The organism is Ostreibacterium oceani (assembly GCF_009362845.1).
In the GTDB taxonomy this organism is placed as follows: Bacteria; Pseudomonadota; Gammaproteobacteria; order Cardiobacteriales; family Ostreibacteriaceae; genus Ostreibacterium; species Ostreibacterium oceani.
In genome coordinates, this window is sequence record NZ_WHNW01000008.1 from 54,980 (window position 1) to 72,264 (window position 17,285).

The 17,285-nt window shown below is 45.9% G+C and carries 14 protein-coding genes and 1 tRNA gene; 1 reads left to right on the plus strand and 14 read right to left on the minus strand.

All coding sequences use genetic code 11. From position 1 onward, the window contains the following. Positions 1-106: 106 nt before the first annotated feature. From pstA to GCU85_RS07585, 8 genes are all read right to left on the minus strand, one after another. On the minus strand, positions 107-1,393 hold the full coding sequence (pstA, locus tag GCU85_RS07550) for a phosphate ABC transporter permease PstA (RefSeq protein ID WP_152810574.1): 1,287 nt from the start codon (positions 1,391-1,393) through the stop codon (positions 107-109). Between the two features lie 114 nt (positions 1,394-1,507). Next, positions 1,508-2,875 (minus strand): phosphate ABC transporter permease subunit PstC, encoded by a 1,368-nt coding sequence (gene pstC, locus GCU85_RS07555; RefSeq protein ID WP_152810575.1) that lies wholly within the window; start codon positions 2,873-2,875, stop codon positions 1,508-1,510. A gap of 99 nt (positions 2,876-2,974) precedes the next feature. Then, entirely contained in the window at positions 2,975-4,006 is a 1,032-nt protein-coding gene (locus GCU85_RS07560; RefSeq protein ID WP_152810576.1) for a substrate-binding domain-containing protein, read from the minus strand. A gap of 424 nt (positions 4,007-4,430) precedes the next feature. Beyond that, positions 4,431-6,107, minus strand: a complete 1,677-nt coding sequence (locus GCU85_RS07565) for a formate--tetrahydrofolate ligase (protein ID WP_407944979.1) — start codon at positions 6,105-6,107, stop codon at positions 4,431-4,433. A 262-nt stretch (positions 6,108-6,369) separates the two neighbouring features. Beyond that, positions 6,370-7,245: an NAD(P)-dependent oxidoreductase gene (locus GCU85_RS07570; protein WP_152810578.1), complete on the minus strand. Its 876-nt coding sequence runs from the start codon at positions 7,243-7,245 to the stop codon at positions 6,370-6,372. Positions 7,246-7,765: 520 nt separating this feature from the next. Further along, positions 7,766-7,984, minus strand: coding sequence for a translation initiation factor IF-1 (gene infA / locus GCU85_RS07575; RefSeq protein ID WP_152810579.1), 219 nt, complete (start codon positions 7,982-7,984; stop codon positions 7,766-7,768). Positions 7,985-8,092: 108 nt separating this feature from the next. Then, the gene (locus GCU85_RS07580; protein ID WP_152810580.1) at positions 8,093-8,752 is read right to left on the minus strand and encodes a DMT family transporter; all 660 of its coding nucleotides are present in this window, start codon (positions 8,750-8,752) and stop codon (positions 8,093-8,095) included. A 276-nt stretch (positions 8,753-9,028) separates the two neighbouring features. Further along, positions 9,029-10,009 (minus strand): malate dehydrogenase, encoded by a 981-nt coding sequence (locus GCU85_RS07585; protein WP_152810581.1) that lies wholly within the window; start codon positions 10,007-10,009, stop codon positions 9,029-9,031. A 427-nt stretch (positions 10,010-10,436) separates the two neighbouring features. Between GCU85_RS07585 and GCU85_RS07590 the strand changes: the two genes are divergently transcribed. Beyond that, a tRNA-Ile gene (locus GCU85_RS07590) sits at positions 10,437-10,513 on the plus strand. Positions 10,514-10,773: 260 nt separating this feature from the next. Here GCU85_RS07590 and GCU85_RS07595 read toward each other — a convergent pair. The 6 genes from GCU85_RS07595 to GCU85_RS07620 all read right to left on the minus strand — a co-directional run bounded on the left by GCU85_RS07595 (position 10,774) and on the right by GCU85_RS07620 (position 16,954). Next, entirely contained in the window at positions 10,774-12,885 is a 2,112-nt protein-coding gene (locus GCU85_RS07595; protein ID WP_328592812.1) for a BspA family leucine-rich repeat surface protein, read from the minus strand. A gap of 22 nt (positions 12,886-12,907) precedes the next feature. Next, positions 12,908-13,669, minus strand: coding sequence for a BspA family leucine-rich repeat surface protein (locus GCU85_RS07600; RefSeq protein WP_152810583.1), 762 nt, complete (start codon positions 13,667-13,669; stop codon positions 12,908-12,910). A 210-nt stretch (positions 13,670-13,879) separates the two neighbouring features. Further along, positions 13,880-14,707 carry a BspA family leucine-rich repeat surface protein gene (locus GCU85_RS07605; protein WP_152810584.1) on the minus strand — a complete coding sequence of 276 codons (828 nt, stop codon included), beginning with the start codon at positions 14,705-14,707 and terminating at the stop codon, positions 13,880-13,882. Positions 14,708-14,713: 6 nt separating this feature from the next. Beyond that, complete coding sequence (locus GCU85_RS07610) at positions 14,714-15,187, minus strand: hypothetical protein (protein ID WP_152810585.1); 474 nt, start codon at positions 15,185-15,187, stop codon at positions 14,714-14,716. Between the two features lie 200 nt (positions 15,188-15,387). Next, positions 15,388-16,452, minus strand: a complete 1,065-nt coding sequence (locus tag GCU85_RS07615) for a hypothetical protein (protein ID WP_152810586.1) — start codon at positions 16,450-16,452, stop codon at positions 15,388-15,390. Further along, entirely contained in the window at positions 16,427-16,954 is a 528-nt protein-coding gene (locus GCU85_RS07620) for a hypothetical protein (RefSeq protein WP_152810587.1), read from the minus strand. The genes GCU85_RS07615 and GCU85_RS07620 overlap by 26 nt, the downstream gene beginning before the upstream one ends. Positions 16,955-17,285 lie beyond the last annotated feature (331 nt).

Genomic DNA, 17,285 nt, shown 5'->3' on the forward strand with positions numbered 1-17,285 from the left:
TTGCTTATTGGTTTATTGGTTTATTGGCTTATTGGCTTATTGTTATTTTTTATTAAGTGCAATGACCTAATTATGTTGTCTCTATTTTGCCTCTATTTTGGGCTGACTATTTCTTCTCAAAGCGCTTGCGCAGATAAATAGCCAGCGCATTGATGACCAGTAACACGAGCAACAAGACGATAATTGCGGCCGAGGTTTTGGCAACAAACGTATGCTCAGGGTTATTCGACCACAGATAAATCTGTACTGGTAACACCGTTGCCGAGTCGGTAAAGGTTTCTGGCAAATCGACAATAAACGCCACCATGCCAATCATCAGTAGCGGCGCGGTCTCACCAATCGCCTGTGCAATCCCAATAATCGTTCCTGTTAAAATACCTGGCATCGCCTGAGGAAGCACTTGGTGAAATACGGTTTGCGTTTTGGATGCGCCTAACCCTAACGCGCCTTCTTTTAGCGACGGTGATACCGATTTAATCGCGGCGCGACTAGATATAATAATGGTCGGCAGTGTCATCAAAGCCAGCACCAAACCACCGACTAATGGTGCCGAACGTGGCATACCAAAAAAATTAATAAAAATCGCCAGTCCTAACAAACCAAACACAATCGAAGGGACAGATGCCAAGTTATTAATGTTAATTTCTATGAAATCCGTGATGCGATTTTTAGGGGCAAATTCTTCTAAATAAATGGCAGCAGACACGGCAATAGGAAACGCAATGACAAGGGTAATTAAAATAGTCAATAACGTACCTTTGACTGCCCCACTAATCCCTGCTTGTTCTGGCTCTCGTGAATCCGCGCTACTCAAAAACGACCAGTTGGCCTTTTCAATAATTTTATCCTCTGCGTACAAATCACCCAACCACGTGGCTTGCTGTGCTGAAATTCGCTGATTTTTGACAGTCTCTCCAGACAATCCCCCCGATTTAATGAATAAATCAGCTGCATCGTCCAGTTTTATTTCCACCACCGTTGATTGACCCAATAAACTGGGATTGGCGACTAGCGTATCGCGTAACGTAAAGGGCGCAATGTTACTCAGCAGTTTATTAAATTCACGACGATCAGCGGCATTTTCTATAAAGGGGAACCTTTCATTCAACGTCAGCCCGAGTAGTTTGCGATAATTTCCGTCTGATAGCACTTGTGCATCCGTCGTGTCCGTACCAGCGGTGGTATCGATATTTAATTTATCCGCATCAAACTGAACGTCTAACTGAATGTAATGCTGAGTAAAGGCAGGGAGTGCCTTTGTCACAATATCGGTTAATAGTATGCACAAAAACACAAAGGCTAAAATAATGGCCGACAATCCATAGTATTGAAAGCGTTTTTCTTTGCGGTAGCGCTTTTTTAAGCCAGCTTTGACTTGTTCTGTTTTATTCATGGCTTTATTTTCTCACCCGTTGTTTTTTGTTAGTTGACTACGTTTTTTAGCAAGGTTAGTTGCACGGCGGTTAATTGCACAGCGGTTAACGCCGTGTGCTTAATCATACTGTGCTTAATCATACTGCTCTCGATAGCGCTTAACGATACGCAGCGCAATCCAATTAAGGAACAAAGTGATACAAAACAGCATCAATGCCAAGGCAAAAGCAGAGAGTGTCTTCGGCGTATCGAATTCTAAATCTCCTGTCAGCAAAGTCACAATTTGTACCGTCACCGTTGTGACCGATTCTAGCGGATTGCCTGTCAAATTCGCCGCCAGCCCTGCCGCCATCACAACAATCATCGTCTCGCCAATTGCTCGTGAAGCAGCCAATAGAATACTACCGACAATACCAGGGATAGCCGCAGGTAATACCACTTGTTTAATCGTTTCGGATTTGGTCGCACCCAATCCCAGCGATCCATCGCGTAGGTACTGTGGCACGGCAGTAATCACATCATCAGATAACGACGATACAAAAGGAATAATCATCACACCCATTACCAATCCCGCTGCCAACGCCGACTCAGACGAGGCGGATAACCCAAGCGTAGCAAACGTATCGCGAATAAATGGCGCGACAGTAAGCGCGGCAAAAAAGCCATAAACAACCGTTGGAATACCCGCGAGCAACTCTAGCACTGGCTTGGCAAAGGAACGAACCCGTTTATTCGCATATTCCGACAGATAAATTGCCGTCATCAAGCCAATCGGGACGGCAATGAATAAGGCAATAAAAGAAATCAATAATGTGCCTGCAAATAGCGGCACTGAGCCAAATTTGGGCTCGGTAGCTGTGGGACTCCAATTGGTCCCAAAAATAAACTCTAGCGGCGAAACCGCACTAAAAAAACGCAACGATTCAAATACAACAGAAAAAACAATTCCTACGGTCGTAATGATAGCGACACTTGCGCAAAGTAACAGCACAATACGGACTAAACGCTCTACCCGATTGCGCGCATGAAACTGTGGGTTAAGGCGAAAAAACGCCACGCCAACACCAATCAGCGCCAACAACAAGACACAAACACCTTTTAGCTTGGCGCTTTGCGCCTTTGCCGACACGTAATAATCAACTAGCGTACTCATGGGTTCTGCTAATTGTGCTTTATCACCAGTATCGTTGGATTGCGCGGCAAGCTTGACATCATTTAAGGCAAGCCCTAAATCGGCGCCTTGCTTCATCGATTCGGGCATCAAGTTAGCCAGCCGTCCATCAATCACCGTATTTTCCAAAGACAACCAAAGCACCAATAGTATTAACGCTGGCAGCCCTGCCCACAAGGCAGCGTAGTAGCCATGATAACGCGGCAACGAGTGGAGTGCCGTTGCTGGGTTGTCTGCACGCTGTACCGCGGCATGCGCTCGGTTGCGCAAAATAAAGTAGCCCGCAACAATAATGGCGATTAGTAGGTAAATAATAGTCAGCGTGGTCATATCAGTGTCATTTTGTTGTCAAATAAAATGCTGGATTACCTATATAGAATAAGCAATCCAGCGAGTGTCATCCGATTATCGGATTAAAATCTTCGTCGATTACATTTGTAATGGCGTTAGATTTTCAATTGCCATTCTAGTTTTTTCAAGCTCCGCTGCTGGTGCAGGAATCAATCCTTTTTCTGGCAAGAAACCAAACTCACCCATCGCATCTTCAGACATAAAGAGTTGTGCGTACTCTTTTAGACCGGGGATTTTACCCACGTGTGAATTTTTGATATAGAAATACATCGAGCGAGAAACTGGGTAGCTACCGTCAGAGATATTATCAGGCGTTGCTTCAATACCATCAATGTCGGCTGCTTTGACCACATCACGATTTTCGTCTAGGAATGAATAACCAAAGACACCAACTGCCGCAGGGTTGCTCGCCAATTTTTGTACGATTAGGTTATCGTTCTCACCTGCTTCAATAAAGTGACCGTCTTGACGAACTTCATGGCATGCTGCCTCATAAGCATCTTCATCGGTTTCTTTTAGTGCTTTTAACATTTCAAATCTCTTACAACCACCTTCCATCGCTAGCTCTTCAAACGAATCGCGCGTACCTGAAGTTGGCGGTGGGCCAAGCACCTCGATATTAGCACTCGGTAATGAGGCGTCGATGTCTGACCACATTTTGTATGGGTTAGGCACTAGTGTCTCGCTGCCATCTGTCGCTGGTACGTCTTTAGCCACGGCCAAATATAATTGCTCAAGGGTTAGGTTTAACTCAGGACCTTCGACTGAATTGGCAATGGCAATACCATCATAACCAATCATGACTTCGGTGATCTCTTTGACGCCGTTTTCTTGGCAGCTATCAAACTCAGTTTTTTTCATGCGACGAGACGCATTAGTGACGTCTGGCGTATCAATTCCGTTACCTGCACAAAATAGCTTCATGCCGCCACCTGAGCCCGTTGATTCAATTTTAGGGGTATTAAACTCGCTATCCTTACCAAAGTTCTCAGCCACGGTTGTCGCAAAAGGGAATACCGTCGATGAACCGACAATGCTAATGGTGTCTCTTTCTGCTGCAGTTGCTGCAAAGCTTGCTGTTAGTGCAGTCGCAAGAAGTATTTTTTTCATATCAAAGTACCTATTCGTTGTTGTTAAAATTGTCTGGGTATTATGGCAACACCAGATGACAGTTCCATGAAACTTCGGTGAACATTTTATGATGGTTTTGTGACAGTTTTATGACAGTCGGTCGTGGTAAGGCGTGATAAATCACTAACGCGCTCTGTTGATTGGAATTAAAGTTACCACCCCAACATCATCTCCCCAACATCGCCGCCCCAACATCGCCGCCCCAACATCGCCGCCCAAAAAACAAGCAAGCAATCAACATAAGCAAATAGATCAGCAAAAAAAAGCATGACAAGGTAGCTCTTGCCATGCTTTTAGCGACTTCTAGTCTGTGTTTAGACCGCGTTGAGACCCTTTGAGACCGCGTTGAGACCCTTTGAGACCGCTTTTAGGTCACTTTTAGACCGGCCTTATAAACGGTTATCTAGAATAGACCCTCAATCTGACCTTGTGTGTCCAATTTAATGTGGTTAGCCGCAGGCACACGCGGTAACCCAGGCATGGTCATAATTTCACCACACACCACGACAACAAACTCCGCGCCTGCAGATAGCCGTACTTCACGAACGGGGATAACGTGCCCCGTGGGCGCACCCATCAATTTGGCATCGGTTGAGAAGCTGTATTGGGTTTTGGCAATACAGACAGGTAAATGCCCAAATCCAGCCGCTTCCCACTCTTTTAATTGACTGCGGACTTTGCTGTCAGCGGCGACATCTGACGCGCCATAAAGCGAAGTAGCAATCGTTTTGACTTTGTCTAACAACGGCATATCATCGGGATAAAGCGGTGCAAATTGTGCGTTTTCACCTTCGATAACCCGCACGACTTCTGTCGCCAAATCCGCTGTTCCTTCGCTGCCTAATGCCCAGTGTTTACAGGTAATCGCCTTGACACCTTGCTCTGAGGCAATGGCCTTGACTGCATCAATTTCGGCCTCGGTGTCGGCGATGAAGTGGTTAATACCAACAACGACTGGCACGCCGAATTTTTTGACATTACCAATATGTCTCACGAGATTTTCAGCGCCTTTTTTAACCGCATCAACATTTTCTGTCGACAGCGCATCTTTGGCAACGCCGCCATGCATCTTGAGCGCGCGAACTGTCGCGACAATAACAACCGCTTCGGGCGACAGGCCTGCTTTGCGGCATTTAATGTCAAAGAATTTCTCAGCCCCAAGGTCAGCACCAAAGCCTGCTTCGGTCACGACGTAATCGGCTAGTTTCAATGCGGTTTTGGTCGCAATTACCGAATTACAGCCGTGTGCGATATTGGCAAAGGGACCACCGTGAATAAAGGCAGGGTTATTTTCTAAGGTTTGTACCAAATTCGGCATAAAGGCATCTTTTAATAACACCGTCATTGCGCCATCTGCATTTAAATCTTTGGCGCGAATAGCGGCTTTGTCACGCGTATAACCGACAATGATATTACCGAGACGGACTTGTAAATCATCAAAGTCTTTGGCCAAACAAAAGATCGCCATAATCTCAGAGGCGACCGTAATATCAAAACCCGTTTCGCGCGGATAGCCATTACCCAAACCACCCATCGAAGCCACAATATGACGCAATGCGCGGTCATTCATATCAACGACACGACGCCAAGCAATACGGCGCACATCAATACCAAGCTCATTACCCCAGTTGATATGGTTGTCTATCAAAGCCGACAACAAGTTATGCGCAGCAGAAATCGCATGAAAATCACCAGTAAAATGCAGGTTAATGTCTTCCATTGGGATCACTTGTGCTTTGCCGCCGCCAGCAGCGCCACCTTTCATACCAAAGCAAGGCCCCAGTGATGGCTCGCGCAAACAAACCACCGATTTTTTGCCGATTCGATTCAAGCCATCGTTCAATCCAACAGAGGTCGTTGTTTTTCCTTCACCGGCGGGTGTTGGGCTGATTGCAGTCACCAAAACCAACTTGCCGTCTGGTTTTGATTGAATGGAATTAATAAAATCTTGGGACAATTTGGCTTTGTCGTGGCCGTATTGACGTAATTCTGCTTCTGGAATATCCAGCTTTGCCGCAACGTCTCTAATGTGGATTTTATTGGCTTCGCGTGCAATTTCGATATCTGTTTTCATGCTTATCCTCGACTGTTGAATTTTCTACTATCAGTTTTAATGATAGCCCGAATAGAATGACTATTATAGAAATTTATGACAAAAGGAGTGTCAGAATTTCGACCTTTTTATGCCTGATTTATGTCTGATTTTGAATAAAAGCCAAAAAGTGACCCGTTGACAAGCCGTTAACCATTGCCTTACAAAGGGCTTGCAACGGGTCTGCAACGGGTCTGCAACGGGTCTGCAACGGGTTCAAAAACCAATCACGAGGGCTTAAAAAATAAATTTATGAATGACTTAGCCCATCATAATACGTAATTAAAGCCGACGTATCCAAACGCGCTGCAGATTCGGCGATGGCTTGAAACTGCTCAAAGGTCGATGCCGTCGCTGGCAATGGGGTTTGTGTGGCTTGTGCTTGCGCCAGACAATAGCCTAAATCTTTGATAAACCACTCTATCGCAAAGCCAAAGTCAAATTGGCGCTCGAGCATCGTCTGTCCTCGGTTTTGCATCTGCCATGACTGTGCCGCGCCTTGTGATATTGCGGTGAGGACTTTATTGGCATCAATACCTTGGGCTTTTGCGAACGTCAAGCCTTCGGATAACCCCGACAACACACCCGCAATACAAATTTGATTGACCATTTTACAAAGCTGACCACTGCCAACACCGCCAATGTGTGTGATTTGCTGACAATAAGCAGCCAAAAGCGGCTTAACCTTGTCAATAATCGCCGCATCACCCCCAACCATCGCCGATAGACAGGCATTATTTGCACCATCCACACCGCCAGAAACTGGCGCATCGATAAAGGCCGCTTGATAAGGCTGTAAAAAAGCGCACACGTGTTGGCTTAATTGCGCCGAAGTTGTGGTATGGTCAATGACAATAGCGCCAGGTTTTAACTGCTGATAAAAGGCAGCAGACTCGACAATAGATAAGACATCTTCGTCACGCCCCAAACACATCAAGATAACATCCGCATCGGCCACCGCTTCGCTAAGCGTCAACGCCCAGCCTGGGTGCTTCGCTTGCCATGCTAGGGCTTTTTCATGGCTACGATTAAACACCGCAATTGCGTATTCATCCGAAAACTTTTCCGCCAGATGCCCCGCCATTGGATAGCCCATATTTCCTAGCCCCAAAAAGGCAATTTTCATTTGTTTGCTCCGTCGTATTAGTCGTATTAGTCGTATTAATTAACTCAATAAGTGACGATAAACAATCGACGCTTAACAGCAACCGCCGCCATTAACAGCAACCGGCTAGGCATGAAGCTGAGGCATCAGCATGATACATTCGTCGATATCTCATGCTATCACTGGCGCAACATTTACGCAAGCCACGCACAACAAGAAGAAACACGGAAAATAAGGCACACAAAAACAACACGCACGCGCCATACGCCCATACGCCCATACGCCCATACGCCCATACGCCCATACGCCCATACGCCCATACGCCATACGAGCAAGGCTTAGTAGATTTTTTAGCAGAATAATGCGAGGAAATGATTAAGCGCGGGGAATGATTAAGCGACTGTTAACGGCGGTAATTAATTGCTCATCAAAAGACAAAAGACAAAGGACAAAGCGCGTTTGCTGCTGCTTTGTATTAGGTCTGTATTACGTTTGTATTAGACTTTTATTAGGCCTGTATTAGGCCTTTATTGGGTCAGTATTACTTCTCGCGATAAGTAATACGACCTTTGGTCAAATCATAAGGCGTTAGCTCAACGCGGACGCGATCGCCAGTGAGAATGCGAATATAGTGTTTACGCATGCGACCAGAAATCCGCGCGGTAATAACCAAATCATTCTCTAGTTGTACTTTAAAGGTGGTGTTGGGTAGTGATTCAATCACGGTTCCCATCATTTCGATACTGTCTTCTTTTGCCATGCAAGTTTTCGTTTGTAATTAAGAAGCCGCAACTATAGCAAAAGGTTTCACCGCACGCAAGCAAATATCACCAATGCCAGCCATTTAGCTAAGTATTTAGCTAGGCATTTAGCGTTGCATGGTTCGAATTTTCGCCGATCGTAACTGGTACACGCTGTGGGCAAGCAGTGTTATCAAAATAATCGACCCCGCGATTAACGCAAGATAACTTGGCGCCTCATCCAGCACAGCCCAAACCAATAAAATACCAATGATTGTCTCTAATGGCATAAATAAACTGACTTCTGCTGCCGTAATATATTTGGGGCTAATCGCAAAACTTGCATAAGCAATTGTCACCAACGCACTGACCAGTAACAACAATAGCAAATTATAGGCATCAACGGCTAGTTGTGTCGCAAAAATCACACTGGCAGTCGCCAAAATTAACCCACTAATCGACAACGCAGGTAACATATCAATATGATGAAACTTACGGTTCAATACAAAAGAAAGGGCAATGCACATAGCCGATGTCAGCGCCGCTAAGTTGCCTGTGATGGTGGCGTTGCCTGTCTTTTCTTGGACAATAAATATCATGGCAACCAACACAATAATAATCGTCACCCACGTAACTATTGCCGTTTTTTCTTTGAGGATTAATCGGCTAAATATCGCCGCAAAAATCGACGAAGTCGTGATAATGACCAACGCATGCGCCACACTGGTATGCAGTATGGCATAAACAAACGCCAAGGTACTGGTACTAAACACACAGGCAACCAACAAGCCTGGACGCCCAAGCTGTCGGTTTTTTTGGGCAAATCAGCGCCGCTAAACCAATAGATTAAACCGCACAGCCCCACACTCGTCAATATCCCGCGATAAAACAAAATCGTCCAAAGATCAACGGTCATCAGGCGCAAGATTAAGCTATCTGGCGATAAAGCCGTGATGCCGACAGCGGCAATCAATACGCCTTTTTGTTGGGCTTGCACAAGTCGCGTGGTTTATTGATATTTTTATTTAGGTTTATTCTGTTTACGTACTCGCTTTGCGATGTCACTAGCGAAGCAAATCCTCAATGGCGGCGCGCTCTTGGCGTAGCTCTTCGTCGGTTGCTTGCATTTTTTCGCGGCTAAAGTCCGAAATTGGCAAATCCGTCACAATGCGATAATCACCCTTTTCACACACACAAGGAAATGAGTAAATAACACCCGGTTCAATCCCATAAGACCCATCCGCTGGCACGCCCATAGACACCCAGTCGCCTGACGCGGTACCTAACGCCCAACTACGCATATGATCAATCGCCGCAGACGCCGCTGATGCCGCTGACGATGCGCCGCGTGCTTTGATAACGGCGGCCCCACGTTGTTGTACATCGGGGATAAACGTGCTTTCATACCAATCATTGGCAACTTGTGACGTCGCGGCTTGTCCTGCGATGGTGCACTGGCTGATATCGGGGTATTGTGTCGCTGAGTGGTTGCCCCAAATAATCATTTTTTGCACATCATTGACGTGTTTGTCTGTTTTTTCTGCTAACTGCCACATCGCACGATTGTGGTCTAGCCGCGTCATTGCCGTAAAATTACGTGGATTTAGATCTGGCGCGGCGGCTTGGGCGATCAGCGCGTTGGTATTGGCTGGATTACCGACGACGAGGACTTTGACATCGCGTGAGGCGTGGGCATTGAGCGCCTTGCCCTGCGGACCAAAAATTGCCCCGTTGGCTTCTAGCAAGTCTTTGCGTTCCATCCCAGGGCCGCGGGGTCTTGCGCCGACTAACAATGCATAGTCGGTATCAGCAAACGCCACATTCGCATCATCGGTTGCAATCACATCAGCAAGCAACGGAAAGGCGCAATCACGCAATTCCATGACCACACCTTTTAGCGCATCTAGTGCGGGGGTAATTTCTAACAATTGCAAGATAACAGGCTGATCTTTTCCTAGCATATCACCTGATGCAATTCTAAATGCCAGTTGATAACCAATATTGCCTGCGGCGCCAGTAATGGCAACACGTACGGGATTTTTCATAGATAACCTCTGTTTTTGAATAATTTAACTATTTACCATCAAACTGGTCGTTATTATACGACAAAACCTGTCGTTTGCTAAGTGCATTGTGCAGCCACCTACTCCACAGTCACACACTGTGCAGCCACCTACTGTGCGGCCACCTACTCCACAGTCACACACTGTGCAGCCACCTATTCCACCTATTGACTACACTTTGCTTGTTGATAATTGCATTCACGGCGGTCTTTGTTTATGATAAGTGCGGATTTGGTGTATTTTCCCAGTCACGCACGATTTCAACCGATATTTTGCGATCTGCGAGCCCCCCCAGAACCCGCATTTGTCAAAAGCAGAAACATCCAACCAGACAATCAACACGCCGTTTCTCATGAAAAAACTTGCTAAAAGCGGCGGTTTATTTTATGATGCCATTCCGATAAAACAGGGGACCTTAGCTCAGTTGGTTAGAGCATCCGACTCATAATCGGCAGGTCCGCGGTTCGAGCCCGCGAGGTCCCACCATTTTTCATCTGAACAAACCCACATTCAAACATCAAACATCAAACACCAAACTAAATCGCAAACCAATAGTAAGCCGAAAACTAATACAGACCGACAAATAAATAAAGCCCTCAAACGAGGGCTTTATTTATTCGCATCATTGGTATTTAGGCGTTAAGTGTAGCCGTTAAATTTGGCCGTTAGGTTTAGTCGTTAAGACGTGCAATGAAACCACGCGATGAAACCACGCGATGAAACCGCGCGACGCAACCACGTCTAAGTCACACCCGACGCAACACGCCGCGAGAAGCACCAAATACGCCCAATGCACCAAATACACCCAGCACCGCCAATAACAACGACCACCACGATGCCGACGGGATTGCCGCTGGGTTGGTGTTGTTTTGTGGCAAGATACACATCGCATCTAGCGTGTCGCCGCTAATCGTCCAGCCTTTGGCGATCAGTGCATCGCGTGCCGCCTCGGCCCCTGGCCCATACTGTAGCGGTGATGCATCACCTAAACTCAGATTATCTGGCGTACTCGGGTTGGCCGCCCAGCCGATTAAGGCAAGCGAGTAATTCACACAATCTAGCCCTGAGTTAGTCAACAGACTATTGACAGCAGTCGCACTACTCAAATCCCAGCCACCAATATCTTGGTTAAAGCTAGCCGCGCCAGAAAACATCGAATTCATAAATTCTACATTACTCACATCCCAGCTCCCAAGGTCTTGGTTAAAGCTGGTCGCGCCAGAAAACATAAATTCCATCACCGTAACTGCACTGGTGTCCCAGCTATTTAGCGGTTGATTAAAATCACTTGCATTCAAGAACATCAATCCCATAAATTCTACACTGCTGGTATCCCAACTATCGATGTCTTGATTAAAACTCGTCGCATCACGAAACATAGCAGCCATGCTCGTCACGCTGCTGGTATCCCATGTACCAATGGCTTGGTTAAAATTACTCGCTTGGTTAAACATAGACGTCATATCCACGACACTACTGGTATCCCAACCACCAATCGGCTGATTAAATTGGCTTGCAAGAGCGAACATCAAGTTCATATCTGTCACACTACTCGTATCCCAACCGCCAATGTCTTGGTTAAAGCTGCTAGCGCCATTAAACATAAAACTCATATCTGTCACGCTACTCGTATCCCAGCTGCCAATGTCTGCGTTAAAGCTACTGGCGTTAGCAAACATATTACTCATATTCTCGACATTACTGGTATCCCAGTCCCAGTTTGCACTGGCGCCTGTTAGGTTAGTCGCACCAAAAAACATCCCTGCCAAGCTGGTCACCGCCGATAAATCGGGGGTATCGGTGGCCGTCACCTCTAGATTACTCGCCCCAGCAAAGGCATTTTCCATCGACTGCCAGGCAATGCTGCCCCACTGCGAGACTTCGCGGATTTGCGTGCTTTGTGGTGCGGTGTTGTTGATGTAAATTTGCGGGAAATCACCGACAATCTCGATACGGTAATCCGTGCCCGCGGTTAAGCCGCTAATCGTGGCATCGCCCATTTGGTCAACAAGCACACCTCTATTGGCTGGGTTTCCAACCTCTTCCCAATACAGCGAGTAATTATAGCCTGTGCCAGTGGTTGGTATGATTAATTCAGTCGCCGCCTCGGTATTCCATACGCTGATAAAGTTGCCTGCATCGCCCGGTGTAGGACAGCTTGGATGCACTGAATCTCCTAAGATGTTCCAACTATCGGTGTCGATTATATTTTGCCGTTCAGTTACTGCCGCACAGTATTGCAAGCCAACTGCACCTAATTCCAACCCACTTTGCAAGGTTTGTGCATCCCAACCAATCAGCGTATTATCGTAATTATTTAGGTCAAGTCCTGAGCTATCTAGCATATTTCGAACATCTGTCACGGTAGTCATATCCCAGTTCTCAAGATTTTGATTGAAAGCCGAGGCCGTTGAAAACATTTGATACATCGAGGTAACAGCACTCGTGTTCCAGGTGGTGACATCTCCATTAAAGGCACTTGCATCGTTAAACATACTAAACATGTCAATAACTGCTGATGTATTCCAAAGGTTTAAATCTTGATTAAAGGCGCTTGCCGCATTAAACATGGATGACATATTGGTGACATTTTGAGTATTCCAGTTACCTATATCCTGATTAAACATAGCTGCTCTCTGAAAGGCTGCTCTCATGTCGGTAACTGTAATGGTATTCCAAGCCTCTCCGCCTTGATTGCCAGCAGGTGCCGCTTTATAAGAAATATCCTGATTGAAGGCAGAGGCAGACCGAAACATAAAGCCCATATTAATTAAACTACTGGTTTCCCAAGTGGTAATATCCCCATTGAAAGCAGAAGCATTCGAAAACATAGTGGCCATGTTGGTGACATTTCGCACATCCCAAGTGTTGAGCGATTGATTAAAGCTGGAGGCCCCAAAAAAACATATCGCGCATGCTTAAAGCGCTAGACGTGTTCCAAGTATTGATGTTTTGGTTAAAGGCCGTTGCACTGCGAAAAGTACCTCTAAAAGTAGTTACATTGCTCACATCCCAACTACTGATGTCTGAGTTGAAGACGGTAGCCCCTGAAAACATTTCTTGAATGGTTGTAGCCGTGCTCATGTTCCAGTTATTCATCTGTCCGCCATTGTCCACCAAGCTGCTGTTATCTCGGAACATCCCACGGAAGTCTGTTACGAGTGCTAAATCGGGTGTATCGGTGGCATTTAGCACTAAATTAGTCGCACCATAAAACGCACCCTGCATATTCGTCCATTTAATAGCGCCCCACTGATCGATGCTGAGGATTTTTTCTTCATCGCTGACATCGTTGTAAAAAAAACGTGGGAAACCCGTGCCATCGCCTACGTTATCGGCAATGCGTATGGTGTACGTGCCTACAGCGCCAAAATCATGGGTAAAGTCGCCTGTAAGACCTGTAAAATCATAAACGCCGTCATTGTCAACATCAACGTTGTAATTGTAGCCTGCAGTGCCTTCATCGGTTTCTATTTTGAATTCTGTCGTGCCACTTACCCCTGCATTGTCGGTTTTAACCGTCATGACAAAATCAGTGGTCGCTTGCGCATAGGCATGCGTACTAAACAACATCAAAGCAACCAACAAACACGTTGATTTAGCTTTCGATTCTATCTGTTTTAAAATGTGATGTGTATTCATTTGTTACCCTTTCCTTTTTTACTATATCAATTAGTTAATACCCATGAGTTAACCACAGGCATTGTCCACAGGCATCGACCATAGGCATCGACTTACTCGATTATTCACCATGTGATTAATGGTGCGCTACTTAATACGTCGCGCACCACTTAGGCCACTCACCAGAGCACTGGCACCACTGTTTAACCGCAATACTCTTCAATCGCAATACTATTTAATCCCAACACTATTTGACCGCAACGCGCCGCGAGAAGCACCCAATGCACTAAATACACCCAATGCACCGAATACACCCAGCACTGCCAATAACAACGACCACCACGATGCCGACGGGATTGCCGCTGGGTTGGTGTTATTGAGTGGCAAGATACACGTGGCATCTAGCGTGTCGCCGCTAAACACCCAGCCTTTAGCCATCAGCGCATCGCGTGCCGCCTCGGCCTCTGGGCCATACTGCAGCGGTGATACATCCCCTAAATTCAAATTATCTGGGGTGTTCGGGTTGGCTGCCCAGCCGATTAGGGTACGCGAGTAATTCACACAATCTAACCCTGAGCCAGCTAACATAAGAAATGCGAGGGGATTTACGCTACCTAAATTCCAATCACCGATATTTTGATTAAAGCTAGCCGCAACTAGAAATATTTGCATCATATCCGTCACGCTACTCGTATCCCAACCACCAATGTCTTGGTTAAAGTTACTCGCCTCCCGAAACATTCGATTCATATTCGTCACGCTGCTCGTATCCCAGTCGCCAATGTCTTGGTCAAAGCTACTGGCTTGTAAGAACATTCTCTCCATGTTCGTCACGCTGCTCGTATCCCAACTGCCAATGTCGCCGTTAAAGTTACTGGCGGCATTAAACATAGAACCCATATTCTCGACATTACTGGTATCCCAGTCCCAGTTTGCACTTGCGCCCGTTAGACTAGTCGCGCCACGAAACATTTGAAACATACTAGTCACGCCCGATAAATCGGGGGTATCAGTGGCGGTCACCTCTAGATTACTCGCCCCAGCAAAGGCTGCCCCCATCGACTGCTAGGCAATGCTGCCCCATTGCGAGACTTCGCGGAGTTGCGTGTCGGCTCCGCCGCTGTTGCTGACGACAATTTGTGGGACATCTCCGACAATCTCGATGCGATAATCGGTGTTTGCACTTAACCCTGAAATAATATGAAAGCTGTCAGTTATCCCGAGCTGTGTGTTATTATTGCTCGGATTACCGACCTCTTCCCAATACAGCGAATAGTTATAACCTCCTATGGGCAGCGTTGGAACGTTGATGGTCGTTGTGCTCCCGGTATTCCACACCATGATGAAATTATCCGGTGACCCAGGGGTGATTTGCGCCTGCGCCACTTGGCCAAATAAGGCCAATACGGTCACCAGCGCCAATGATAATCGTGATGGCAACACGCGCCGTAGCGCCCGTAATTGACTGAATTTTTGCTTTATCGCACCATTTACCGTACCATTTATCGCACTAGTTATCGTATTTATTGTCGTATTCATTGAAATCCCCTATTGTTTATTCTTGTTATTGTTCGTGTTATTATTCGTGTTATTGTTCGTATTTATCGTTTATTGTGAAGTCTCGCATTTGATTTGACTACGATTATCGACTTCATTTGTTATTTAGTTATTAAGTGTAGCCGTTAAATTTAGCCGTTAAATTTAGCCGTTAAGGCGCGCGATGCAACCACGCCGATAAGTCACACGCTACGCAACGCGCCGCGAGAAGCGCCCAGCGCACTAAATACACCCAACGCACCGAATACACCCAGCACCGCCAATAATAACGACCACCACGATGCCGACGGGATTGCCGCTGGGTCGGTGTTATTTTGTGACAAGATACACATCGCATCTAGTGTGTTGCATACCGCTAGCAACATTCTATTATCGGTTGTATTGGCTGGCCAATCTACCTCAAAGCTCGCGAGATTTGAAGCTACCGTTGCTGGTATGTACTCAATAACCGGTGTGCCCGACATGTTCGTAGCGACAACCGCATACAATCGTTCATAAGATAACAAAGCTAAGTTGCTTACCTCTACTTGGTATTGTACCGGAGCTACATCACCCGTTTCTTGAATAAACCAAGTTTTGTTTGCTGCTATATAGTTAGGCGCAACTTCAAAGGCTGTACGCGCCAAGGCTGCATCAGTACTGACAGCGTGTGTTACAAATTCTAGGTCGGTATCTAAATCGGTTCTACTCGCATCTAGGTTGCTGGATGTGAAATCGGCACTGGTTGCAGCGGTTAATATTGCACTCGGTTCTTGCGATTTAGACACTCGTTGGTGCAAGCCAGAAGTATCATCACGACCGATACCAAAGACATTGAAGACGGTGGCATTGGTTGTTGATGCATCACTCCGAAATACAGTACCATCGCTGGCAATATAATCAGGACCTGAACTAGGTGACCCGCCTAATCGGATACCATATTTGAGGGCAAGATAAGATTCTACTTTATTTGTTTCCGTTTGACTTAATGCTTGAGTGTACAAAATATATTCAGGTATTTTACCATTGTAAAATCTTGGACCACCTGTTACAGTTATACCTCCGAGGGTAATTTGATCAGCACCATTAGATGATAAAGTACCTCCACCTGATTGCTGTTGATTACCATCAATAGCATATGACTTGTTGTTATTAGTGAAATCTTGCCTATATTGTCCTATAGCGGCATCACCTACCGAAAATGGAGCTGGAGCATTTTGACGCTGTGGAGGAGTGAAAGGACTACCATAGCTCCAATAGACATTCATTATCTCCCGAAAATGCCTGATTGACAATGATATTATCGGTAGTGCTATTATATCTTAATGTTATGGGATAGGCATCCTGACGAACTTCTTCCTCACCTACTACAAACATAGTCATATCACGTACATCTATAAGTGAGGATGGGATATAAGCCAAATTGTCATCTAAACCATCGAAGTCAACTACAGGATTAAAATTCATCAGTTCAGAAGCGCCTTTCCAAAGTGGTTGACTAACTGAATTACTTTGAGTTAAGTCAAAACTAGAACTCGATTGATCTTCCCAAGCTGAAACCGCTCCAGCTGTTTCTGAGATACCCGCATCGGCTTTGAGCCAGAGACTAAGCCCGGAGCTTACTCCGCCAGGGGTGATTTGCGCCTGCGCCACTTGGCCAAATAAGGCCAATACGGTCAACGAGATGAGTGGTAATACGCGCCGTAGCGCCCGTAATTGACTGAGTTTTTGCTTTATCGCACCATTTATCGTATTTATTGTCGTATTCACTGAAATTCCCTATTGTTTATTCGTGTTATTGTATTATTGTGAAGTCTCGCATTTGATTTGACTACGATTATCGACTTCATTTGTTTTATTTGTTTGTTACGACTAAAATCGCTAAGAAAAACGGCTAGACATTATACCCTAACCACTGACCAACTCCCCAATTATTACCAAATATTAATAATACTGATCCATAAACTGTAAGATTTCTTCGGGTTGTTTACAGTATTTTTTGAGAGAATACTGTAATGAACATGCACAAACGAATACGCTTAACACCGCTTGATCGCCAAGAGATTTGGCGTCTTTATCAAACCAGACAATGGCGAGTAAC

Bases quoted from the DNA above. Each gene is read 5' to 3' on its own strand.
- GCU85_RS07560 (WP_152810576.1), bottom strand. From the start codon at position 4,006: ATGAAAAAAATACTTCTTGCGACTGCACTAACAGCAAGCTTTGCAGCA.
- GCU85_RS07585 (WP_152810581.1), bottom strand. From the start codon at position 10,009: ATGAAAAATCCCGTACGTGTTGCCATTACTGGCGCCGCAGGCAATATT.
- infA (WP_152810579.1), bottom strand. From the start codon at position 7,984: ATGGCAAAAGAAGACAGTATCGAAATGATGGGAACCGTGATTGAATCA.
- GCU85_RS07600 (WP_152810583.1), bottom strand. From the start codon at position 13,669: ATGAATACACATCACATTTTAAAACAGATAGAATCGAAAGCTAAATCA.
- GCU85_RS07605 (WP_152810584.1), bottom strand. From the start codon at position 14,707: ATGGGGGCAGCCTTTGCTGGGGCGAGTAATCTAGAGGTGACCGCCACT.
- GCU85_RS07615 (WP_152810586.1), bottom strand. From the start codon at position 16,452: ATGAATGTCTATTGGAGCTATGGTAGTCCTTTCACTCCTCCACAGCGT.
- GCU85_RS07610 (WP_152810585.1), bottom strand. From the start codon at position 15,187: ATGAATACGACAATAAATACGATAACTAGTGCGATAAATGGTACGGTA.
- pstC (WP_152810575.1), bottom strand. From the start codon at position 2,875: ATGACCACGCTGACTATTATTTACCTACTAATCGCCATTATTGTTGCG.
- pstA (WP_152810574.1), bottom strand. From the start codon at position 1,393: ATGAATAAAACAGAACAAGTCAAAGCTGGCTTAAAAAAGCGCTACCGC.
- GCU85_RS07570 (WP_152810578.1), bottom strand. From the start codon at position 7,245: ATGAAAATTGCCTTTTTGGGGCTAGGAAATATGGGCTATCCAATGGCG.